Below are 21,589 nucleotides of genomic sequence, written 5' to 3'. Positions count from 1 at the left end.
TGCATTACTTTACCCGGCCAGGCTTTGACCTTTCCCTAAGGGTAAGCTTTATAGTGAAGACCCTGTTTTTCACATGGAATTGACGCTATGTCCAGACTCCCTTTGTTCTTCACGCTAGGTTTACTCACCAGCGGCGCCGCATTTGCCGCATCGCCAGAAGCCACATTCCTTGCCGAACATGGTCTTGCCGGTAAGTCAGTCGAGCAGATCGTGGATACCATCGATCAAACGCCACAATCCCGTCCGCTGCCGTATTCAGCGTCCATCACCAGTACCGAGTTAAAACTCGCTTCTGATGGGCAGATGTATACCCTGCCGTTGGGCGAAAAATTCTATCTCTCCTTCGCGCCTTACCAGCAGCAGACGCACCCATGCTTTAATCACAGCCTGTCCGGCTGCCAGGGTGAAATGCCGGACACAACGTTCAACGTTAAAGTGACGGATAACAAAGGTGATGTGCTGATTCAGAAACCGATCAAAAGCTATCAGAATGGGTTTATCGGCGTCTGGTTGCCACGCAATATCGAAGGGACAATAGAAGTGAGCTACAACGGCAAAACGGCGTCACACGCCATTGCCACGAAGGATGACAGCCAGACCTGTCTGACGGAACTGCAGTTGCAGTAACCCTTTCTGTTCCGTCCATAAAAAAACCTGCCCGAGGGCAGGTTTCAGCGCGTTGAAAACACATGCGATTGTTTTTGCCGGATGACGGCCTACACTGTGTTCTGTAGGCCCGATAAGCTTGCGCCATCGGGCACTTCAGCGTTTGTCTGCGTTGGTGACTTGCGCGCTATTTATTGCAGCAGCGAAATATCCGCCACGCGCAGGAACAGCTCGCGCAGTTTTTCCAGCATCGAGAGACGGTTAACGCGCAGGTCTTTATCCTCGACGTTCACCATCACTTTTTCGAAGAATAAATCAACCGGCTCACGCAGTTCTGCCAGTTCCACCAGCGCGTCCTGGTAACGACCTTCGGCAAAGTACGGTTCAAGCTTGTCACGCAGCACGACAACCTGCATCGCCAGCGCAATCTCTTCCGGCTCTTTCAGCGTTGCAGCGTTAACACGCTCGTTCAGCGTCTCATCAGACTTCGCCAGAATGTTGGAAACACGCTTGTTGGCTGCCGCCAGCGCAGAAGCCGCTTCCAGAGTGCGGAAATGGGAGACTGCCTTCATACGCGCATCGAAATCTGCCGGACGGGTCGGACGACGTGCCAGCACCGCCTGGATGGTATCTACGGTGTAGCCTTCGTCCTGATACCAGGCACGGAAGCGACCGAGCATAAAGTCGATAACGTCATCAACGACGTTGGCGTTGGTCAGCTTGTCACCGTACAAACGCACCGCTTCTTCCGTCAGCGTTTGCAGATCGAGGTTCAGGTTCTTCTCAACGATAATGCGCAGCACACCCAGCGCTGCACGACGCAGAGCGAACGGGTCTTTGTCTCCTTTCGGGTGCTGACCGATACCGAAGATACCCGCCAGGGTGTCCATTTTATCCGCAATCGCCAGTGCGCAGGCAATCGGGTTAGACGGCAGGTCATCACCGGCAAAGCGCGGCTGATACTGTTCGTTCAGAGCAACGGCAACATCTTCCGCTTCGCCATCGTGGCGAGCATAGTGCATGCCCATTACGCCCTGGGTGTCGGTGAATTCGAAGACCATGTTGGTCATCAGGTCACATTTCGACAGCAGGCCCGCACGGGTGGCATGGTTAACGTCTGCGCCAATCTGACCGGCAATCCAGCCCGCCAGCGCCTGAATACGATCGGTCTTATCGCGCAACGTACCCAGTTGCTGTTGGAACAGCACGGTTTGCAGACGCGGCAGGTGATCTTCCAGTCGTTTTTTACGGTCAGTATTGAAGAAGAACTCGGCATCCGCCAGACGCGGGCGCACGACCTTCTCGTTACCGGAGATGATTTGCTGAGGATCTTTCGATTCGATATTCGCAACGAAGATAAAGTTCGGCAGCAGTTTGCCGTCGTTGGCGTAGACCGGGAAGTATTTCTGGTCACCTTTCATGGTGTACACCAGCGCTTCAGAGGGCACCGCGAGGAATTTCTCTTCGAACTTCGCCGTCAGTACCACCGGCCATTCCACCAGCGAGGTCACTTCTTCCAGCAGGCTTTCGCTCAGATCGGCATTACCGCCAATAGTCCGCGCCGCTTCTTCGGCATCCGCTTTGATTTTGGCTTTACGCTGTTCGTAGTCGGCAATGACCTTACCGCGCTCCAGCAGGATTTCAGGATACTGATCGGCATTGTCGATGGTGAACTCCGGCTCGCCCATAAAGCGATGGCCGCGAATGATGCGATCGGACTGAATACCCAGAATGGTCGCTGGAATGACTTTATCGCCCAGCAGCAGGGTTACCGTATGAACCGGACGCACGAAATGCACGTCGCTTGCTCCCCAGCGCATCAGTTTCGGGATCGGCAGTTTCGCCAGCGATGTCGCGATCATGTTCGGCAACAGCGCTTCGGCGCTTTCGCCTTTCACGTGTGCACGATACAGCAGCCATTCACCTTTATCGGTGGTCAGACGCTCGGCCTGATCAACGGTAATACCACAACCCCGAGCCCAGCCTTCTGCTGCTTTGCTCGGTTTGCCTTCGGCATCAAATGCCTGGGCAATCGCCGGACCGCGTTTTTCAACTTCACGATCGGGCTGGGATTCCGCCAGATTAGCGATTTTCAGCGCCAGACGACGCGGCGCCGCAAACCATTCAACATGGCCGTGCGCGATGCCGGCGTTGTCCAGCTCCGCCGTCACGTTCGCAGCAAAGGATTCCGCCAGGCTGCGCAGGGCTTTTGGTGGCAGCTCTTCAGTGCCGATTTCCACCAGGAAAGTTTTCTCAGACATGGCCGCCTCTTATTTGTCTTTATTGCACATCGGGAAGCCGAGGGCTTCACGGGAAGCATAGTAAGCTTCTGCCACTGCTTTGGTCAGGGTACGAATACGCAGAATATAGCGCTGACGTTCGGTGACGGAGATGGCTTTACGCGCATCCAGCAGGTTGAAGCTATGGGCGGCCTTCAGAATACGCTCGTAGGCAGGCAGCGGCAGCGGATTTTCCAGCGCCAGCAGTTGCTGCGCTTCTTTCTCATACTGCTCAAAGCAGGTGAACAGGAAGTCCACATCCGCGTATTCGAAGTTGTAGGTGGATTGCTCCACTTCGTTCTGATGGAACACGTCGCCATACGTGGTTTTACCCAGCGGGCCGTCGCTCCAGACCAGGTCGTAAACGCTGTCTACGCCCTGGATGTACATTGCCAGACGTTCCAGACCATAGGTGATTTCACCGGTGACCGGCTTACATTCCAGTCCGCCAACCTGCTGGAAGTAAGTGAACTGCGTCACTTCCATCCCGTTCAGCCACACTTCCCAACCCAGACCCCAGGCACCCAGCGTCGGGTTTTCCCAGTTATCTTCCACGAAACGAATATCGTGGATGGTTGGATCCATACCCAGCTCTTTCAGAGACCCGAGGTACAGCTCCTGGATATTGTCCGGAGACGGTTTAATCACTACCTGAAACTGATAGTAGTGCTGTAAACGGTTCGGGTTTTCGCCGTAGCGTCCATCAGTTGGACGACGAGAAGGTTGCACATACGCGGTTGCCATCGGTTCTGGCCCCAACGCACGCAGGCTGGTCATCGGGTGCGAGGTACCTGCGCCCACTTCCATGTCCAAAGGTTGAACAATGGTGCAGCCCTGACGAGCCCAGTAATCCTGTAATGTCAGGATCAGGCCCTGGAAGGTCTTGGTATCAAACTTTTGCATAGTATTTCGTGCTGGATACGTGTGGTTTTAAAAGGAAGGGATCAGTATACCCGCTGACTGCAAGATATACAGTACGAAACGGGAAAAAGGCAGGGCTTAACGCATGGAAAGATGTAAAAACTGCCCATCCGCATCAAAAGAGCAGACAAAACTCTCTTTACGGAAGGTAGCGCCGCGCATCTCATAACTCCCCTGAAATTGTTCAAAGCCCGTAACATCAATTTTCTGCGTACCGGTATTATAGCGTCGCGCAGCCTGATCTTTGCACAGCGCTTCCATATCCAGCGTGCGCGTGGGACTGACTTTCACTTTCTGCGCCTTTTGCGTCGGCGATGGCTGGGAGGGTGTACATCCTGCCAGCAACAGAATCACCATTGCTGGAAAGAAAGATTTCATCATCATTTTATTACCGCCTAATTTACTGATCAGTCTTATTATTATTACGTTCGGTGTGGCAGACGCATTTTGCGAATCTCATCGGACCATCACAAGCTTTAGTGTAAAAACTCAGATTAATCCAGCGGGACAGGCTGACAAAATGTGAGTCAGACCATTTTTGAAACGAAAACAGAGGAACTGATGCAGCCCAAAATTTTCTGGATTGATAACCTGCGAGGGATCGCCTGTCTGATGGTGGTCATGATTCACACCACAACCTGGTACATCACCAATGCACAGAGTGTCAGTCCCGTTAACTGGGATCTTGCCAACGTACTAAATTCGGCTTCACGCGTCAGCGTACCGCTATTTTTTATGATTTCGGGCTACCTCTTTTTTGGCGAGCGCAGCGCACAGTCGCGCCATTTTTTACGCATCGCGCTGTGCCTGCTGTTCTACAGCGCCGTTGCCCTGCTCTACATCACGTTGTTTACTTCGATTAACGCCGAACTCTCCTTAAAAAATCTGCTGCAAAAACCGGTGTTCTATCACCTGTGGTTTTTCTTCGCGATCGCCGTGATCTACCTGGTCTCACCGCTGATTCAGGTGAAAAACGTCAGCGGCAAAATGCTGCTGGTGCTGATGGTAGTCATTGGCATCCTCGCCAATCCGAATACCGTGTCGCAAAAAGTGGGCGGGTTCGAGTGGCTCCCCGTCAATTTGTATATCAACGGCGATACCTTTTACTACATTTTGTACGGGATGCTGGGACGCGCTATCGGCATGATGGAGACACAAAAACGCGCGCTTTCCTGGTTAAGCGCGGGGCTTTTTGTGGTTGCAGTGTGGATCATCTCTCGTGGGACGTTGCATGAACTACAGTGGCGCGGCAATTTTGCCGATACCTGGTATCTCTATTGCGGCCCCATGGTCTTTATCTGTGCCGTCGCGCTGCTGACGCTGGTGAAAAACACGCTGAATACGCAAACGGTCCCTGGACTGGGGCTGATTTCCCGCCATTCGCTCGGCATTTATGGCTTTCATGCGCTCATTATTCATGCTTTACGCACCAGCGGGCTGGAAATCAAACGCTGGCCGCCGCTGGATATGTTGTGGATTTTCAGCGCGACCCTCGCCGGCAGTTTACTGCTTTCAATGTTGTTACAACGCGTCGATACGCGCAGGCTGGTCAGTTGATGATGAAATGCCCGGTCGTGATGCCGGGCATTTCAGAGAGACTAAAACCGTTATCAGGGAGAGCGCCGTCTCAGACGCCGTAACAGATAGCAAGCCAGGAAACCCCACAGCAAAGTGATCCCCTTTTATTTAATGACCCGATGCACGAAATAAACGAACAAAACCCAATAGACCCGCAAAAAACGCCACCGGATAGAGACCCCGCCCACTCAGTGATAACGGCGCGTTGAGGATGCCTACCAGAAACAACCCCAGCGTGATCAGCGCGACCATTTGGCACACGGTAACGAAGCCATCGTCCAGTAGCCCGCGTTTTTCTTCTCGCAGATAAGCGTACGTAACAAATATGGCGGTCGTCAGGACGCTGAGAAAATAACCCTTTCCGCTTAGTGACGGACATGCCAGCCCTAAGCCAATAACGTAAGTCGATGTGCCTGAAATGAGCAACAGCCATGAAATTAACGTCGAGCTTTTCACTGGAATCTCCTTATCCAACGGATGCAGATTAGGGACACACCATGAAAGACAACACTGGAAAATGAGCAAGAAGTGGAATTTCAGAATAAATCCATACATTTAATGTATTGATGAATTTTTTATATGCGTTGAGTTAATCCCCCCTGCGTTGCAGGAGGGATTCAGGCTCAGGACATCAGTGGAAGTAGTTGCTGGTAAAGACGGCGGAAGGTTTCCCGGCGCTGTTGATAAACGGTATGACGTTGTGCATCGGGCATGTGTGTCTGTTCAAGCGGAAGTTGCGGCAACAGCTCTACCAGCGATCTCTCCGGGTTTTGCGCTATTTGTGCCAGACGAGCGGCGCCCAGCGCCGGTCCCACATCGCCACCGGTGCGATAATCCAGTTGCAGACCGCTGATATCCGCCAGCATTTGCCGCCAGTACGCGCTACGCGCACCACCGCCTATCAACGTGATACTGCGCGGCTTCACGCCACAGGCATGTACCACATCCATTCCGTCGGCCAGCGCATAGCCCACGCCTTCCAGCACCGCGCGCGCCAGCTCAGCCGGTCCATGCTGATGGGTCAGACCAAAGAAAACGCCTTTCGCCTGCGGATTATTGTGCGGCGTACGTTCACCTGAGAGATACGGCAAGAACCAGACAGGGTCGGCTGCATCATCAGCCTGCTGCGCCGCATCAATTAGCGCCGGCACCGTCTTCAGACCGGTTAACGTTGCCGCCCAGTCCAGACAGGAGGCCGCACTTAGCATCACCGACATCAGATGCCAGCGCTCAGGCAACGCATGGCAAAAGCTGTGTACTGCGCTTTCGGGCTTGCTCAGGAAACCGTCACTGACGGCAAAATAGACGCCAGACGTCCCCAGTGAGAGCATGGCCTGATCGGCATTGACCATCCCCACACCGACTGCGCCTGCCGCGTTGTCACCACCGCCTGCAACGACAGAAACCGCAGGCATATCCCATGCCATTGCGACATCAGGCAGCAATTTGCCGGTAATCTCACTTCCTTCGAATAACGCGGGCATATGGTCACGGGTCAGGCCGCAGGCATTCAGCATCACGTCACTCCAGTCACGTTTTTCTACATCCAGCCACATCGTTCCCGCAGCGTCAGACATATCGCTGGCAAACTCACCGGTCATGCGTAAACGCAGATAGTCTTTCGGTAGCAGCACCTTTGCCACCTGACGGAATACCGCCGGCTCGTGGCGCTGTACCCACAGCAGCTTCGGTGCCGTGAATCCTGGCATCATCAGGTTACCGGTGATGGCGCGCGACTGCGGCACCATTGACTCCAGCAACGCGCACTCCTCGCCACAACGTCCGTCATTCCACAGAATGGCTGGTCGCAGCACCTGTTGTTGGCTGTCGAGCAACGTCGCGCCATGCATCTGCCCGGCAATCCCCAGCGCTTTCACTTTGCTTAACGAATGCTGTTTGCCCAACGCCTTCAGGGCGCGGTCCGTCGCCAGCCACCACTGTTCGGGATCTTGCTCCGACCAGAGCGGATGAGGACGGGAGACGGTGAGTTTTTCCGTTTGCGATGCGACCACCTCGCCTTGCTCATTGAGCAAAATCGCTTTCACGCCCGAGGTGCCAAGATCGATCCCAATATACATAGCGTGGGTTCCTTAAACTGAAATGCCCGGTGCCACAATGCTCACCGGGCCTGTCAAATCACCGACCGGGAAACGCAGCGTCACCCGGCGATGTCGATTATTTATCGAACAGGTATTGATTCACCAGGTTTTCCAGCTGTTCCTGATGACCGCTCTGATGCACCGGTGCCAGGTTGTGCTGTTCAGCATAATGCGCCAGTTCGCTTAATGACATCTGTCCTTTCAGGATCTGCTGGCCCAGTTCGCTACTCCAGCCGGCATAACGTTTCGCGACACGCTTATCCAGCTCGCCATCCTCAACCATGCGTGCGGCAATTTTCAGCGACAGCGCCATCGTGTCCATCGCGCCAATATGGCCATAGAACAGATCGTATTTATCCGTGCTCTGACGACGCACTTTGGCGTCAAAGTTCAGGCCGCCAGTGGTGAAACCGCCAGCTTTGAGGATTTCGTACATCACCAGCGCATTCTCTTCTACGCTGTTCGGGAACTGGTCGGTATCCCAGCCCAACTGCGCGTCACCCCGGTTGGCATCCACAGAGCCAAACAGACCCAGCGCAATCGCCGTGGCGATTTCGTGGTGGAATGAATGACCCGCCAGCGTCGCGTGGTTAGCCTCAATATTCAGTTTGATCTCTTTTTCCAGACCGAACTGCTTGAGGAAGCCGTAAACGGTCGACGCATCGTAGTCATACTGATGTTTGGTCGGTTCCTGCGGCTTCGGCTCGATCAGCAGAGTGCCCTGGAAGCCCGTTTTGTGTTTGTGCTCAACCACCATTTGCATAAAGCGGCCAATTTGCTCACGCTCCTGGCGCAGGTCGGTATTCAGCAAGGTTTCGTATCCTTCACGACCGCCCCACAGCACGTAGTTTTCACCGCCCAGTTTGTGCGTAGCGTCCATCGCCGTTACCACCTGAGTGGCCGCCCAACTGAACACTTCTGGATCCGGGTTCGTCGCCGCCCCGGCACCGTAACGGGGATTGGTGAAGCAGTTTGCCGTGCCCCACAGCAGCTTCACGCCGCTCTGCTCTTGCTTCTCAGCCAGCACATCCACCATTTGGGCGAAGTTATTTTTGTACTCTTTCAGCGACGCGCCTTCCGGAGAAACATCGACATCATGGAAGCAGTAGAACGGAACGTGCAGCTTGTGGAAAAACTCAAACGCGACGTCCGCTTTACGTTTTGCCAGCGCCAGCGCATCCCCCGGTTGCTGCCACGGACGATCAAACGCCCCGACACCAAACATATCAGCCCCGTTCCAGCAGAAGGTATGCCAGTAGCAGGCTGCAAAACGCAGATGATCTTCCATCCGTTTGCCCAATACGATCTCATCAGGATTGTAATGACGGAATGCTAACGGATTAGTGGAACGGGGGCCTTCATAACGAACGCGATCGAGTTGGTCAAAATATGCCTGCATAATGAACTCCATAATCAGGGAATACGACGGAAATAGGTCATGTCGTAATATTGAGCACTCCCATCCCGTTGCTCAATTATGTTATTTCACACTGCTATTGAGAGAATTCACAAGTGTGCGCCACCTCGCAAAATAAAAATATCCATTTGCAAAAAATGGGTACCCTGCTGGCATAAATGCAACATTCAGTCTCCACGGTAAAAAGTAAGATCCTGGTCATAATTCAGGAAATAAACCAAATTTCGTAACCGCAAGATAAAAATCTGTAATTGTCTTCCCCGTATGAATTGCTAAATTCTGCAACGTCTTATGCTGTGATTGTTACTTTTATTGTTGCTCCCTCTAACAAAAGGCATCACGATTATGAAGATGAAGAATCTCTTACTCACTGTCTGCACCTCCCTTTTGCTCACCAGCGTGGCAGGACATGCCAAAGAAATTAAAATCGGTATGGCGATTGATGACCTGCGCCTCGAACGCTGGCAGAAAGATCGCGATATTTTCGTCAGCAAAGCCGAATCGCTTGGCGCAAAAGTCTTTGTTCAGTCCGCGAACGGGAATGAAGAAACCCAGATGTCGCAGATTGAAAATATGATTAACCGAGGTGTGGATGTCCTCGTTATTATTCCTTATAACGGACAAGTATTAAGTAACGTGGTTAAAGAGGCGAAACAGGAAGGTATTAAAGTTTTAGCTTATGACCGCATGATCAATGACGCTGACATCGATTTCTATATTTCATTTGATAACGAAAAAGTCGGTGAATTACAGGCCCAGGCATTAGTTGAACGTGTCCCTCAGGGAAATTATTTTCTGATGGGCGGTTCGCCGGTCGATAATAATGCCAAACTTTTCCGTGCCGGGCAGATGAAAGTGTTAAAACCGTATATCGATTCCGGAAAAATAAAGGTGGTTGGCGATCAGTGGGTTGACGGCTGGCTGCCGGAAAATGCGCTGAAAATTATGGAAAACGCCTTAACCGCCAACAATAACAACATTGATGCCGTTGTCGCCTCCAATGACGCGACGGCTGGCGGGGCGGTTCAGGCGCTCAGTGCGCAAGGGCTTTCAGGGAAAGTGGCGATTTCCGGTCAGGACGCCGACCTTGCGGGTATCAAGCGCATTGTCGCAGGAACCCAAACAATGACCGTCTATAAGCCGATTACGCTGCTGGCCAATACCGCCGCCGAAATCGCCGTAGAACTGGGTAACGGACAGCAACCTAAAGCCGACGCCACGTTAAACAACGGTCTGAAAGATGTCCCCTCCCGCTTATTAACGCCGATTGACGTTAACAAAAACAACATCAATGAGACCGTGATTAAAGACGGATTCCATAAGCAGAGTGAACTGTAAGCGTAGCGCCCCAGCGATGGCTGCGGGCGCGCATTTCTCACCACGCCCGGTTCTCTCATTGGCTACTGCGGAGTCGCTATGTCCTGTCTACTTGAAATGAAGAACATCACCAAAACCTTCGGTGTCGTCAAGGCGATTGATAACGTCAGCCTCAGACTGAATGCCGGTGAAATTATTTCATTATGCGGCGAGAATGGCTCAGGTAAATCGACGCTGATGAAAGTACTGTGCGGAATTTATCCCCATGGCAGTTACGAAGGTGAAATTGTATTTGCCGGAGAAACGCTACAGGCTAACCATATTCGTGATACCGAACGCAAAGGGATTGCCATCATCCATCAGGAGTTAGCGCTGGTTAAACACTTAACCGTGCTGGAGAATATTTTCCTCGGTAGCGAAATAAGCCGTCATGGCGTGCTTGATTACGACATGATGACCCTGCGTTGCCAAAAATTGCTCAGGCAGGTCAGTCTGGCGATTTCTCCCGATACCCGGGTGGGCGAGTTGGGCCTTGGTCAGCAACAGCTGGTTGAAATTGCGAAAGCGCTGAATAAACAGGTGCGCCTGCTGATTCTGGACGAGCCGACAGCGTCACTCACCGAGCAGGAAACGACGGTGTTGCTGGAGATCATCCGCGATCTGCAACAGCACGATATCGCCTGCATCTACATTTCACACAAACTGAACGAAGTGAAAGCCATTTCCGACACGATCTGCGTGATCCGTGATGGCAAGCATATTGGCACCCGCGACGCGGCTGGCATGAGCGAAGACGATATCATCACCATGATGGTTGGTCGCGAACTCACCGCACTTTACCCCAGCGAACCTCACACCACGGGTGAAGAAATTTTACGCGTTGATCATCTCACGGCCTGGCATCCCGTCAATCGCCATATCCGGCGCGTGAATGACGTTTCCTTCTCGTTAAAACGCGGCGAAATCCTGGGGATTGCTGGTCTGGTGGGCGCGGGACGCACGGAGCTTGTTCAGTGTCTGTTTGGCGTTTGGCCCGGACGCTGGGAAGGAGAGGTAGCGATTGACGGCCGGTCCGTTAACATCCGCAACTGTCAGCAGGCCATCGCCCACGGGATCGCCATGGTCCCGGAGGATCGCAAACGCGATGGCATTGTGCCGGTCATGGCAGTAGGGAAAAACATTACCCTCGCCGCGCTTGATCAGTTCACTGGCAAGGCAAGCCAGTTAGACGATGCCGCCGAGTGCAAATGCATCCTCGAATCCCTGCAACGTCTGAAAGTCAAAACGTCTTCTCCTGAGTTGGCGATCGGCCGTCTGAGCGGCGGGAATCAACAAAAAGCCATTCTGGCGCGCTGCCTGTTGCTCAACCCGCAAATTCTCATCCTCGATGAGCCTACGCGGGGCATCGATATCGGCGCGAAATATGAAATCTACAAACTTATTAACCAGCTCGTTCAGCAGGGTATCGCTGTGATCGTCATTTCGTCTGAATTGCCCGAAGTGCTGGGACTCAGCGATCGCATTCTGGTGATGCACGAAGGAAAACTGAAAGCCAACCTGGTCAATCATAACCTGACGCAAGAGCAGGTGATGGAAGCCGCTTTGAGGAGCGAACATCATGTCGAAAAACAATCCGTCTGACGTTAAACTCACCGCCCCACTGACGGGCGTTTTTCCCGGGATTAAATCGCTGAATCTACAGGTGTTCGTGATGATCGCGGCCATCATTGTGATCATGCTGTTCTTTACCTGGACAACGGACGGTGCGTATCTCAGTGCACGTAACGTCTCCAACCTGCTCCGCCAGACCGCGATTACGGGGATTCTGGCGGTTGGCATGGTATTCGTCATCATTTCAGCGGAAATCGATCTCTCCGTCGGTTCTATGATGGGATTGTTGGGCGGCGTCGCGGCTATCTGCGACGTCTGGCTGGGCTGGCCGCTGCCGTTCACCATTATCGTCACGCTGGCGCTGGGCTTGCTGCTCGGTGCCTGGAATGGCTGGTGGGTCGCTTACCGCAAAGTTCCCTCATTTATTGTGACTCTGGCCGGGATGCTGGCGTTTCGCGGTATCCTCATCGGCATCACCAATGGTACAACCGTATCGCCGACCAGTTCCGCCATGTCGCAGATTGGGCAAAGCTACTTATCCAATGGATTGGGCTTCACCCTCGGCGCGATGGGTTTGATGGCGTTTATCGGCTGGCAGTGGCGCGGGCGCATGCGTCGGCAGTCCCTGGGTCTTGATGCTCCGGCGTCAACCAGCGTCGTGGGCCGTCAGGCATTAACCGCCGTTATTGTGTTAGGCGCCATCTGGCTGTTGAATGATTATCGCGGCGTGCCGACGCCCGTTCTGCTACTGGTATTTTTGCTGCTCGCCGGGATGTTCATGGCGACACGAACCGCATTTGGCCGACGTATTTATGCCATTGGGGGCAATCTGGAGGCCGCCCGCCTTTCCGGTATTAACGTCGCGCGGACCAAACTGGCGGTGTTCGCCATCAACGGTCTGATGGTGGCGATTGCCGGGCTGATCCTCAGTTCGCGTCTCGGTGCCGGGTCGCCATCTGCGGGAAACATCGCTGAACTGGATGCCATTGCCGCCTGCGTCATCGGCGGAACCAGCCTGGCGGGTGGGATTGGCAGCGTTGCGGGCGCGGTGATGGGCGCATTTATTATGGCTTCTCTGGATAACGGAATGAGTATGATGGATGTCCCAACGTTCTGGCAGTATATCGTGAAGGGCGCGATTCTGTTGCTGGCAGTATGGATGGATTCAGCGACAAAACGCCGCGCCTGAACTGCTGAAAAATAGGGCTATTTTTATGCCGGTCACTCCTGTCCGGCATTGTCGTTTATGAAAGATTGAGCAGAGACAGAACCATGTTTGATAAACGTCACCGTATTACCCTGTTATTTAATGCCAACAAAGCCTACGACCGTCAGGTGGTGGAAGGGGTCGGTGAATATCTACAAGCCTCGCAATCCGAATGGGACATCTTCATTGAGGAGGACTTCCGCGCCCGTATTGATAACATCAAAGAGTGGTTAGGTGACGGCGTGATTGCTGACTATGACGACGATGAGATCGCACGATTGTTAGTTGATGTCCATGTGCCCATCATCGGTGTCGGAGGCTCCTATCATCTGGCGGAAAATTATCCTCCCGTCCATTACATTGCCACCGATAACCATGCCCTCGTTGAGAGCGCCTTTCTGCACCTGAAAGAAAAAGGGGTCAACCGTTTTGCCTTTTACGGCCTGCCTGCCTCCAGCGGAAAGCGTTGGGCGGCGGAACGCGAGCATGCCTTCCGCCAGTTGGTGGCGGAGGAGAAGTATCGTGGCGTGGTGTATCAGGGACTGGAAACCGCGCCTGAACTCTGGCAACACGCGCAAAATCGACTGGCGGACTGGCTGCAAACCCTGCCGCCGCAGACGGGTATTATCGCGGTCACTGACGCCCGCGCCCGTCATGTGCTTCAGGTCTGCGAACATCTGCATATTCCGGTACCCGAAAAACTGTGCGTCATTGGCATTGATAATGAAGAACTGACCCGCTATCTGTCACGGGTTGCGCTATCGTCGGTGGCTCAGGGCGCGAGACAAATGGGCTATCAGGCGGCAAAGCTGCTACATCGCCTGCTGGCCGATGAGGAACTGCCGCTCCAGCGCATTCTGGTGCCTCCGGTGCGCGTCGTTGAACGTCGTTCGACAGACTACCGCTCCCTCTCCGATCCCGCCGTTATTCAGGCGATGCACTATATCCGTAACCACGCCTGCAAAGGCATCAAGGTGGATCAGGTGCTGGATGCGGTTGGGATTTCACGTTCCAATCTGGAGAAGCGGTTTAAAGAAGAAGTGGGAGAGACCATTCACGCGGTGATCCACGCTGAAAAGCTGGAGAAAGCGCGCAGCCTGTTGATTTCCACGACGCTGTCGATCAACGAAATCTCGCAGATGTGCGGTTATCCGTCGCTGCAGTATTTCTATTCCGTCTTTAAGAAAGAGTACGACACGACGCCAAAAGAGTATCGCGATCTGAACAGTGAAGTGCTGATGTGATGCGGCAGGAGTGAAACAAAAACGCCTTCTTTGCAGAAGGCGTTTGGGGATTACATATGGGCTGCAATTAATCGCTGGTTATCCTGGTACATCGCGAACAGATAGTTGTTGTAACTCTGCCCCTTCGTTGAATAACCCTTCAGCTTATGAATCATCGCTGTCGCCGTCACTTCCTGATCCGCTTTACGCAACTGCGCGCGTGATTTACGGAAAGAGGCGTAAGCCGGGTGCGTGTTCAGGTTAATCACATAGGCGCTGACCGACTCTTTAACCGAATCGAACTGAGAGTAACCTTTCACTTTTCCTGGCGCATTGTTACAACTCCCTTTCGCGCACTTCATGCCGAACAGGTTGTTATTGCTACGCGCAAGTTTAGAGGTACCCCAACCGCTTTCTGCCGCAGCCATCGTCGCCACCATACTGGTCGGGATGATGTCTACGCGTTCCAGCAACGTATTCCACGGAATGCTCCGGGTGTTGCCAGACCATTTCACCTTGTAGCGCTTCGCAATATCTTTCATGCGCGTACGCTCAGTCGGTGACCAGCGGTTCTGATACTGCTTTGAGATCAGCCAGTTACGATCGGCAGTGATCGCAGCATTTTGACTGGTAATATAAGGCATAACCGTCCGGAGAAACGCTTTTTTCCTTGGTGTTCCGGAAGGGTATTTTCGCAAATCAGGAAGTGAACTGCTCTTTGCACTATTGCGAGAATACTCTTGTTTACTGCTTACCTGTTTATTACTTGTCTTGGTTACGTGGGACTTTTGACTCGATGTCGTTGTGTGCGTCTTTGCCAGCACCTCACCCGAAAATACGATGGTGAGTAACATAAGAATCATTGCCCCATATCGTCGTATGGGAGTCAATATCATTAGGTCTCCTGGTCGGATTGAATCATTCCAACACCTTATCTTTTTCACAATTTTGAGAGTTGAATCTCAAATCATATCAAAAATAGCGATCAAGAGCACCCTAAGGAATAGGCCAATTCCGAAACCGTGTCACGCATAAACTATCCCGCAAGGGACTAATTCGAAAGATTTGTGGTGGTTATCGCAAATTAAGGCTATTTTTTGCCCAAAATCACTCATCCGCGCCCCTCATCCTGGTTGAATGCGGTTGAAGGATGAGTTTCGTCAGCGGTTTCTCAGGCAAACTGGTTAAAATCGCCGCAAAAAGGACCGCACAATGAAACTTGCCGCCATCGCCCTCGCGCTACTGCCAGGCATCACGAGCGCCGCAACATGGACATCTCAGGGCTTCCCCTCGTTTACCGCTGAGGGAACCGGTAAGTTTGCCAGTCACGCTGAACTGACGAAGGGTACTCGTTCATTAACGCTAAATTTTGACCAACAGTGCTGGCAGCCGGCTAATACGATAAAACTCAATCAGATGCTGTCGCTGATCCCGTGCGAAGGGACCCCGCCACAGTGGCGTCTGTTCAAAGATGGCCGTTATACGCTGGAAATCGATACCCGTTCTGGTACGCCAACATTAATGATTACGGTGCCGCGCGAGGCCGAACCTACCGCCAATGTGGCGCGCCAGTGTCCGAAGTGGGATGGAAAGCCACTGACGTTAGCCGTCGCGCAGACTTTCCCGGAAGGGAGCGTGGTACGCGATTTTTACAGCGGACAGACCGCCACGGTGAAAAACGGACAGATAACGTTGCAACCCGCCCCTGCCAGTAATGGCCTGTTACTGCTGGAACGGGCAGAGACCGACGCACCAGCGCCGTTCGACTGGCACAACGCCACGGTCTATTTTGTGCTCACCGACCGCTTCGAGAACGGCGATCCGTCCAATGACCAGAGTTACGGTCGCCATAAAGACGGCATGGAGGAAATCGGCACGTTTCATGGCGGCGATTTACGCGGACTGACTCACAAACTGGATTATCTGCAACAACTGGGCGTGAATGCGTTGTGGATAAGCGCACCGTTCGAACAGATCCACGGCTGGGTGGGTGGCGGCACGAAAGGCGATTTCCCGCACTATGCCTACCACGGTTATTACACGCAAGACTGGACCACGCTTGATGCCAACATGGGCAACGAAGCCGACCTGCGCGCGCTGATTGACGGCGCACACCGGCGCGGGATCCGCATTCTGTTTGATGTCGTAATGAACCATACCGGCTACTCCACGCTGGCGGATATGCAGGAATATCAGTTCGGCGCGCTCTACCTTTCTGGCGATGAGTTGAAAAAAACGCTCGGCGAGCGCTGGACAGACTGGAAACCTGCCGCCGGGCAGAGCTGGCACAGCTTCAATGATTACATCAACTTTAGCGATAAGGCCGCCTGGGAAAAATGGTGGGGGAAAGCGTGGATCCGCACTGACATTGGCGATTACGACAACCCAGGCTTTGACGATCTCACGATGTCGCTGGCTTTCCTGCCGGATCTGAAAACCGAATCGACGATCCCATCTGGCCTGCCAGTGTTTTATCAACATAAAGCCGATACGCACGCAAAAGCCATTGAAGGCTACACGCCCCGGGATTACCTGACCCACTGGCTGAGTCAGTGGGTGCGCGATTATGGTGTCGATGGATTTCGCGTCGACACGGCGAAACACGTCGAACTTCCGGCCTGGCAACAGTTAAAAACGCAGGCCAGCGCAGCACTGGTTGAATGGAAAAAAGCGAATCCGGACAAAGCGCTCGATGATAAACCGTTCTGGATGACTGGCGAAGCCTGGGGCCATGGCGTAATGCAGAGCGACTACTATCGCCACGGTTTTGACGCGATGATCAACTTTGACTACCAGGAGCAGGCCGCAAAAGCCGTTGATTGCCTGTCAGATATGGATCTCATCTGGCAACAGATGGCGGAAAAATTACAGAGTTTCAATGTATTGAGTTATCTCTCCTCACACGATACTCGTCTGTTCCGTGAAGGTGGAGATAAAGCCGCTGAGTTACTGCTGTTAGCGCCCGGCACCGTGCAAATATTCTATGGCGATGAGTCCGCGCGGCCTTTTGGCCCCACCGGCTCTGATCCGTTACAGGGCACACGCTCAGAGATGAACTGGCAGGATGTCAGCGGAAAAATGGCCGACAACGTTACCCACTGGCAGCGCCTCGGTCAGTTCAGAGCCCGACATCCGGCCATCGGCGCAGGCAAGCAAACCACGCTCTCGCTCAAACAGGGATACGGCTTCGTCCGCCAGCACGGCGACGACTCGGTGATGGTCATCTGGGCAGGTCAGCGCTAACGTAAACCGGCGTCTGAGGTCAGCCCCCTCAGACGCAGCAAAATAAAACACTACTCTTAAGAAAATTATAAGCATAAAACGTCAAAGCACGCGTTTCAGCTCGATTTGCACCCTGCCAGTGCTAGCGTTAAGGTAACCCACTTCGACTCAGCGTTTGACAGACCATCCGTTATGACATTTTCACTTTTCGGCGACAAATTCACCCGCCATTCAGGCATTACCCGCCTGATGGAGGACCTCAACGACGGTTTACGCACCCCAGGCGCAATCATGCTGGGCGGCGGTAATCCGGCACAAATCCCGGCGATGCAGGATTACTTCCATACGCTCCTGACTGAAATGCTGGAAAACGGCAAACTCACTGATGCGCTTTGCAATTATGACGGTCCGCAGGGGAAAACCGAGCTGCTGACCGCGCTTGCTTCACTGCTCCGTGAAAATCTGGGTTGGGATATCGAACCGCAGAATATTGCGCTAACAAACGGCAGCCAGAGCGCATTTTTCTACTTGTTTAACCTCTTTGCCGGTCGTCGCGCTGATGGGACCACCAAAAAGGTACTGTTCCCCCTCGCGCCGGAATATATCGGCTATGCGGATTCCGGGCTGGAAGAGGATCTGTTCGTCTCGGCGCGTCCCAATATTGAGCTGCTGCCAGAGGGTCAGTTCAAGTATCACGTAGACTTCGAACATCTGCACATTGGTGAAGAGACCGGGATGATTTGCGTCTCCCGGCCAACTAATCCGACGGGTAACGTCATCACAGATGAAGAGCTGATAAAACTCGATACGCTTGCCAACCAGCACGATATTCCGCTGGTGATTGATAATGCTTATGGCGTGCCGTTCCCGAGCATTATTTTTAGCGAGGCGCGTCCGCTGTGGAATCCCAACATTGTGCTGTGCATGAGTCTCTCCAAGCTGGGGCTACCAGGCTCACGCTGCGGCATCATCATCGCCAATGAAAAAATCATCACGGCCATCGCCAATATGAACGGCATCATTAGCCTTGCGCCAGGCGGAATTGGGCCGGCCATGATGTGCGAAATGATTAAGCGTAACGACCTGATGCGACTGTCAGAAACGGTCATCAAACCGTTCTATTTTCAGCGTGTTCAGCAAACCATTGCGATCATCCGCCGCTATTTACCTGAAAATCGCTGCTTAATTCATAAACCAGAAGGGGCAATTTTCCTCTGGCTGTGGTTCCAGGATCTGCCGATCACCACCGAGTTACTCTACCAGCGTCTGAAAGCACGCGGTGTACTGATGGTGCCGGGACATTACTTCTTCCCGGGCCTCGATAAACCCTGGCCGCACACGCACCAGTGTATGCGCATGAACTATGTTCCCGATCCGGAGAAAATTGAAGCTGGGGTGAAAATTCTGGCTGAAGAGGTGGAACGCGCCTGGATGGAAAATCAGTAATGCCGTCCCGGCCTGGTCAGGCCGGGTAATGCGCTTATAAAGGCTGAGCGTGCAGACGCTGGCGCTGCACGCTCGCCGCATCCAGACAATTCAATGCCCCCGTCGGGCAAGCCTCCACGCAGGCGGGTCCGGTATCGCGATGCCAACAGAGATCGCACTTCACCGCCTGTACGCGCGAGGTTTGCGCAACAACGTTCATTGCGCCGAACGGGCACGCCAGCATGCAGCTTTTACAACCAATACAGCGCGCCTGCTCAACAAAAATGTGTCCACGATCGCGACGAATGGCCTGTGTCGGGCAAACATTGGCGCACGGCGCATCTTCACACTGATGACAGGCTACGGCGGTGGTAAAGGTATTTTCCTTAATAACCCGGATGCGCGAGACAAAGTGTCCTGCTGACACCGCAGCGCAGTCCTGATTCTCCTGATGCGAGACCACACAGGCGACTTCACAGGTACGACAGCCAATACACTTAGTCGCATCCGCCATGATAAACCGGTTCATTGCACCCTCCCCCGCCATAAAACCCCAGAGTGCCAGAGAGAATAGCGCGGCTGCCTTGATCAAACAGGGGAAATGGTCGAATTTTGTCAGATGCCTATGAGGTTCCGGGAGTTCGCCTAATCGCGAACGGTAAACCCCAGCTCATTCGAAATTGCCAGAGCGGTCTCCCGTAACGGCTTAAGCAAATTCTTTTCACCAACCTGCTTAAGGCGTGACGTGGAGAGCGAAATAGAGACCGCGTACGGTACCCGCCCATGAATATCAAATACAGGCACCGCAATACAGGAGACGCCGAGTTCGTTCTCTTCCCGGTCCATCGCCATACTGCTTTCACGAATCTGCGCCAGCTCATCATACATCGCCGGTAGCCCGGTAATCGTGTTGCGGGTAAGAGGTTGGATCTGGCTCTGATGACTCTCCCAATAGGACTCCACATAGTCCGGGTGACCAAATGCCATATAGATTTTGCCCATTGCCGAGCAATATAACGGCATATGCTGACCAATATAGGCGCGGGTGCGCAACATCCCGGTGGTGGGTTCCAGCTTATAAATCAGAATCGCATGGTCGTCTTCACGACTGGAGAAGTTAATCGTCTCACCGGTGGCAATATTCAGTGCTTCAAGATGTGGGGCGGCAACATGGATGATGTTCAGTGACGACAGTGCTTTCTGCCCAACAGCGATAAATTTGGTGGTCAGGCGATAACTTCCGGCGGCAGGGGCAGGCGTGACATAGCCACAGGACTGAAGCCCCTGCAACAACCGGTGAACGGTGCTTTTATTCAGCCCGGCCAGTTCCGACAAATGTGCCAGTGGGCAACCATTCGGATAATTGCTGAGGATCTCAATCAGCGTCAAACCCCGGAACAGACTCTGACTTCCAGCCGGCCTCTCTTTATCTTGCGTCAATTCGCTCTCTTTCGTACCCATCACATCCACTCCCTTTTTTTATCGCGCTCTGATGGTAGCGCAAAGTGTGTTTCAGTTCACGATCTGAACCGAAAAAACATAACCTTTTGATTTCGATGATTTTTAAAAAATGAGCTTTTCGTTGATCTGTCAAAATTTGATCGCTATATTTGAAATCAGATTTCGCATAGTGAAATTTAATGATAAAAAAGCGATCAATTATAGCGGGAGAAGCAGGAATGAAAGTAACGTTTGTGGAGTTGAAAGAGGCGTTCAATCGGGTGCTACTGGCCCGAGGCGTAGCAACGGAAACCGCCGATGCCTGTGCCGAAATGTTCGCCCGAACCACGGAGTCCGGCGTCTATTCGCATGGCGTAAATCGTTTCCCTCGTTTCATTCAACAACTGGATAATGGCGATATCATCCCTGCGGCAAAGCCACAGCGCATCACCAGTCTCGGCGCGATTGAGCAATGGGATGCTCAACGTTCAATTGGCAATCTGACTGCGAAAAAAATGATGGATCGCGCCATTGAACTGGCATCCGATCACGGCATCGGTCTGGTTGCTTTACGTAATGCCAACCACTGGATGCGCGGTGGCAGCTACGGCTGGCAAGCTGCGGAAAAAGGCTACATTGGTATCTGTTGGACCAACTCTATCGCCGTTATGCCGCCGTGGGGGTCCAAAGAGTGCCGGATCGGTACTAACCCGCTGATTGTCGCAATCCCCTCCACGCCCATCACGATGGTGGATATGTCGATGTCGATGTTCTCCTACGGCATGCTGGAGGTTAACCGTTTGGCGGGTCGCGAACTGCCGGTAGATGGAGGTTTTGATGACGACGGTCATCTGACGAAAGAGCCGGGCGTAATAGAGAAAAATCGCCGCATCCTGCCAATGGGCTACTGGAAGGGTTCGGGCCTGTCGATTGTGCTCGATATGATTGCGACCCTGCTTTCCGACGGTGCTTCCGTTGCTGAAGTCACCCAGGAAAACAGCGACGAATACGGTGTTTCCCAGATTTTCATCGCCATTGAAGTGGATAAGCTGATCGATGGCGTCACCCGCGACACGAAGCTGCAACGGATTATGGATTTTATCACCACAGCAGAACGTGCTGACGAAAACGTGGCCATCCGCTTGCCAGGTCACGAGTTTACAAAACTGCTGGATGAAAATCGTCGTAACGGCATCACCGTTGATGACAGTGTCTGGGCCAAAATTCAGGCACTGTAAGGAGGC

18 protein-coding genes are annotated in these 21,589 nt (G+C 53.1%); 9 read left to right on the top strand and 9 right to left on the bottom strand.

Annotation, left to right across the window (positions count from 1 at the left end):
* The first annotated feature begins 87 nt into the window (after nt 1-87).
* A complete protein-coding gene (cueP, locus tag AL479_RS09930) occupies nt 88-627 on the top strand; it encodes a copper-binding periplasmic metallochaperone CueP (protein ID WP_061075958.1) in 540 nt (179 codons plus the stop codon).
* 170 nt (nt 628-797) lie between these two features.
* Here the strand turns inward: cueP and glyS are convergent, their stop codons facing one another.
* The 3 genes from glyS to AL479_RS09915 form a co-directional block, all read right to left on the bottom strand.
* A complete protein-coding gene (gene glyS, locus AL479_RS09925; RefSeq protein WP_061075957.1) occupies nt 798-2,867 on the bottom strand; it encodes a glycine--tRNA ligase subunit beta in 2,070 nt (689 codons plus the stop codon).
* 9 nt (nt 2,868-2,876) lie between these two features.
* Nucleotides 2,877-3,788: a glycine--tRNA ligase subunit alpha gene (glyQ, locus tag AL479_RS09920; RefSeq protein WP_061075956.1), complete on the bottom strand. Its 912-nt coding sequence runs from the start codon at nt 3,786-3,788 to the stop codon at nt 2,877-2,879.
* A gap of 96 nt (nt 3,789-3,884) precedes the next feature.
* Nucleotides 3,885-4,190 (bottom strand): YsaB family lipoprotein, encoded by a 306-nt coding sequence (locus AL479_RS09915; RefSeq protein ID WP_042998574.1) that lies wholly within the window; start codon nt 4,188-4,190, stop codon nt 3,885-3,887.
* A 177-nt stretch (nt 4,191-4,367) separates the two neighbouring features.
* Here AL479_RS09915 and AL479_RS09910 point away from each other — a divergent pair, with 177 nt between their 5' ends.
* Nucleotides 4,368-5,363: an acyltransferase gene (locus tag AL479_RS09910; RefSeq protein ID WP_061077960.1), complete on the top strand. Its 996-nt coding sequence runs from the start codon at nt 4,368-4,370 to the stop codon at nt 5,361-5,363.
* Nucleotides 5,364-5,492: 129 nt separating this feature from the next.
* On the opposite strand, the gene yiaB is transcribed toward AL479_RS09910, so the two are convergent.
* The 3 genes from yiaB to xylA form a co-directional block, all read right to left on the bottom strand.
* On the bottom strand, nt 5,493-5,840 hold the full coding sequence (yiaB, locus tag AL479_RS09905; protein WP_061075955.1) for an inner membrane protein YiaB: 348 nt from the start codon (nt 5,838-5,840) through the stop codon (nt 5,493-5,495).
* 167 nt (nt 5,841-6,007) lie between these two features.
* Nucleotides 6,008-7,462: a xylulokinase gene (gene xylB, locus AL479_RS09900; RefSeq protein ID WP_061075954.1), complete on the bottom strand. Its 1,455-nt coding sequence runs from the start codon at nt 7,460-7,462 to the stop codon at nt 6,008-6,010.
* A gap of 97 nt (nt 7,463-7,559) precedes the next feature.
* Nucleotides 7,560-8,882, bottom strand: coding sequence for a xylose isomerase (gene xylA / locus AL479_RS09895; RefSeq protein WP_061075953.1), 1,323 nt, complete (start codon nt 8,880-8,882; stop codon nt 7,560-7,562).
* A gap of 363 nt (nt 8,883-9,245) precedes the next feature.
* Between xylA and xylF the strand changes: the two genes are divergently transcribed.
* The 4 genes from xylF (at nt 9,246) to xylR (ending at nt 14,279) form a co-directional block, all read left to right on the top strand.
* The gene (xylF, locus tag AL479_RS09890; protein ID WP_042998578.1) at nt 9,246-10,238 is read left to right on the top strand and encodes a D-xylose ABC transporter substrate-binding protein; all 993 of its coding nucleotides are present in this window, start codon (nt 9,246-9,248) and stop codon (nt 10,236-10,238) included.
* Nucleotides 10,239-10,316: 78 nt separating this feature from the next.
* The gene (locus tag AL479_RS09885; protein WP_061075952.1) at nt 10,317-11,858 is read left to right on the top strand and encodes a xylose ABC transporter ATP-binding protein; all 1,542 of its coding nucleotides are present in this window, start codon (nt 10,317-10,319) and stop codon (nt 11,856-11,858) included.
* Nucleotides 11,836-13,017, top strand: coding sequence for a xylose ABC transporter permease XylH (gene xylH, locus AL479_RS09880; protein WP_061075951.1), 1,182 nt, complete (start codon nt 11,836-11,838; stop codon nt 13,015-13,017). Before AL479_RS09885 ends, xylH begins: the two co-directional genes overlap by 23 nt.
* Nucleotides 13,018-13,100: 83 nt before the next feature.
* Nucleotides 13,101-14,279, top strand: a complete 1,179-nt coding sequence (gene xylR / locus AL479_RS09875) for a D-xylose utilization transcriptional activator XylR (RefSeq protein WP_042998581.1) — start codon at nt 13,101-13,103, stop codon at nt 14,277-14,279.
* A 50-nt stretch (nt 14,280-14,329) separates the two neighbouring features.
* Here the strand turns inward: xylR and AL479_RS09870 are convergent, their stop codons facing one another.
* Nucleotides 14,330-15,154, bottom strand: coding sequence for a protein bax (locus AL479_RS09870; protein WP_061075950.1), 825 nt, complete (start codon nt 15,152-15,154; stop codon nt 14,330-14,332).
* Nucleotides 15,155-15,470: 316 nt separating this feature from the next.
* Between AL479_RS09870 and malS the strand changes: the two genes are divergently transcribed.
* Nucleotides 15,471-17,501 carry an alpha-amylase gene (malS, locus tag AL479_RS09860; protein WP_061075949.1) on the top strand — a complete coding sequence of 677 codons (2,031 nt, stop codon included), beginning with the start codon at nt 15,471-15,473 and terminating at the stop codon, nt 17,499-17,501.
* Nucleotides 17,502-17,672: 171 nt separating this feature from the next.
* Entirely contained in the window at nt 17,673-18,926 is a 1,254-nt protein-coding gene (gene avtA / locus AL479_RS09855) for a valine--pyruvate transaminase (protein WP_061075948.1), read from the top strand.
* A 34-nt stretch (nt 18,927-18,960) separates the two neighbouring features.
* Here the strand turns inward: avtA and AL479_RS09850 are convergent, their stop codons facing one another.
* A complete protein-coding gene (locus tag AL479_RS09850) occupies nt 18,961-19,434 on the bottom strand; it encodes a 4Fe-4S dicluster domain-containing protein (RefSeq protein ID WP_061077959.1) in 474 nt (157 codons plus the stop codon).
* Nucleotides 19,435-19,550: 116 nt separating this feature from the next.
* Nucleotides 19,551-20,366, bottom strand: a complete 816-nt coding sequence (gene yiaJ, locus AL479_RS09845) for an IclR family transcriptional regulator YiaJ (RefSeq protein ID WP_061075947.1) — start codon at nt 20,364-20,366, stop codon at nt 19,551-19,553.
* Between the two features lie 218 nt (nt 20,367-20,584).
* Here yiaJ and yiaK point away from each other — a divergent pair, with 218 nt between their 5' ends.
* Nucleotides 20,585-21,583: a 3-dehydro-L-gulonate 2-dehydrogenase gene (gene yiaK / locus AL479_RS09835; protein ID WP_061075946.1), complete on the top strand. Its 999-nt coding sequence runs from the start codon at nt 20,585-20,587 to the stop codon at nt 21,581-21,583.
* Nucleotides 21,584-21,589: the final 6 nt, after the last annotated feature.

The sequence above is a fragment of the Citrobacter amalonaticus genome, assembly GCF_001559075.2.
Lineage (GTDB): Bacteria > Pseudomonadota > Gammaproteobacteria > Enterobacterales > Enterobacteriaceae > Citrobacter_A > Citrobacter_A amalonaticus_F.
The sequence above is the reverse complement of the archived record's forward strand: the minus strand, read 5'-3'. Positions and strand labels throughout refer to the sequence as shown.

Excerpts from the sequence above, each read along its gene's own strand:
- cueP (WP_061075958.1), top strand. The coding sequence starts at position 88 with ATGTCCAGACTCCCTTTGTTCTTCACGCTAGGTTTACTCACCAGCGGC.
- glyS (WP_061075957.1), bottom strand. The coding sequence starts at position 2,867 with ATGTCTGAGAAAACTTTCCTGGTGGAAATCGGCACTGAAGAGCTGCCA.
- glyQ (WP_061075956.1), bottom strand. The coding sequence starts at position 3,788 with ATGCAAAAGTTTGATACCAAGACCTTCCAGGGCCTGATCCTGACATTA.
- AL479_RS09915 (WP_042998574.1), bottom strand. The coding sequence starts at position 4,190 with ATGATGATGAAATCTTTCTTTCCAGCAATGGTGATTCTGTTGCTGGCA.
- AL479_RS09910 (WP_061077960.1), top strand. The coding sequence starts at position 4,368 with ATGCAGCCCAAAATTTTCTGGATTGATAACCTGCGAGGGATCGCCTGT.
- xylB (WP_061075954.1), bottom strand. The coding sequence starts at position 7,462 with ATGTATATTGGGATCGATCTTGGCACCTCGGGCGTGAAAGCGATTTTG.
- xylA (WP_061075953.1), bottom strand. The coding sequence starts at position 8,882 with ATGCAGGCATATTTTGACCAACTCGATCGCGTTCGTTATGAAGGCCCC.
- xylF (WP_042998578.1), top strand. The coding sequence starts at position 9,246 with ATGAAGATGAAGAATCTCTTACTCACTGTCTGCACCTCCCTTTTGCTC.
- AL479_RS09885 (WP_061075952.1), top strand. The coding sequence starts at position 10,317 with ATGTCCTGTCTACTTGAAATGAAGAACATCACCAAAACCTTCGGTGTC.
- xylH (WP_061075951.1), top strand. The coding sequence starts at position 11,836 with ATGTCGAAAAACAATCCGTCTGACGTTAAACTCACCGCCCCACTGACG.
- xylR (WP_042998581.1), top strand. The coding sequence starts at position 13,101 with ATGTTTGATAAACGTCACCGTATTACCCTGTTATTTAATGCCAACAAA.
- AL479_RS09870 (WP_061075950.1), bottom strand. The coding sequence starts at position 15,154 with ATGATATTGACTCCCATACGACGATATGGGGCAATGATTCTTATGTTA.
- malS (WP_061075949.1), top strand. The coding sequence starts at position 15,471 with ATGAAACTTGCCGCCATCGCCCTCGCGCTACTGCCAGGCATCACGAGC.
- avtA (WP_061075948.1), top strand. The coding sequence starts at position 17,673 with ATGACATTTTCACTTTTCGGCGACAAATTCACCCGCCATTCAGGCATT.
- AL479_RS09850 (WP_061077959.1), bottom strand. The coding sequence starts at position 19,434 with ATGAACCGGTTTATCATGGCGGATGCGACTAAGTGTATTGGCTGTCGT.
- yiaJ (WP_061075947.1), bottom strand. The coding sequence starts at position 20,366 with ATGGGTACGAAAGAGAGCGAATTGACGCAAGATAAAGAGAGGCCGGCT.
- yiaK (WP_061075946.1), top strand. The coding sequence starts at position 20,585 with ATGAAAGTAACGTTTGTGGAGTTGAAAGAGGCGTTCAATCGGGTGCTA.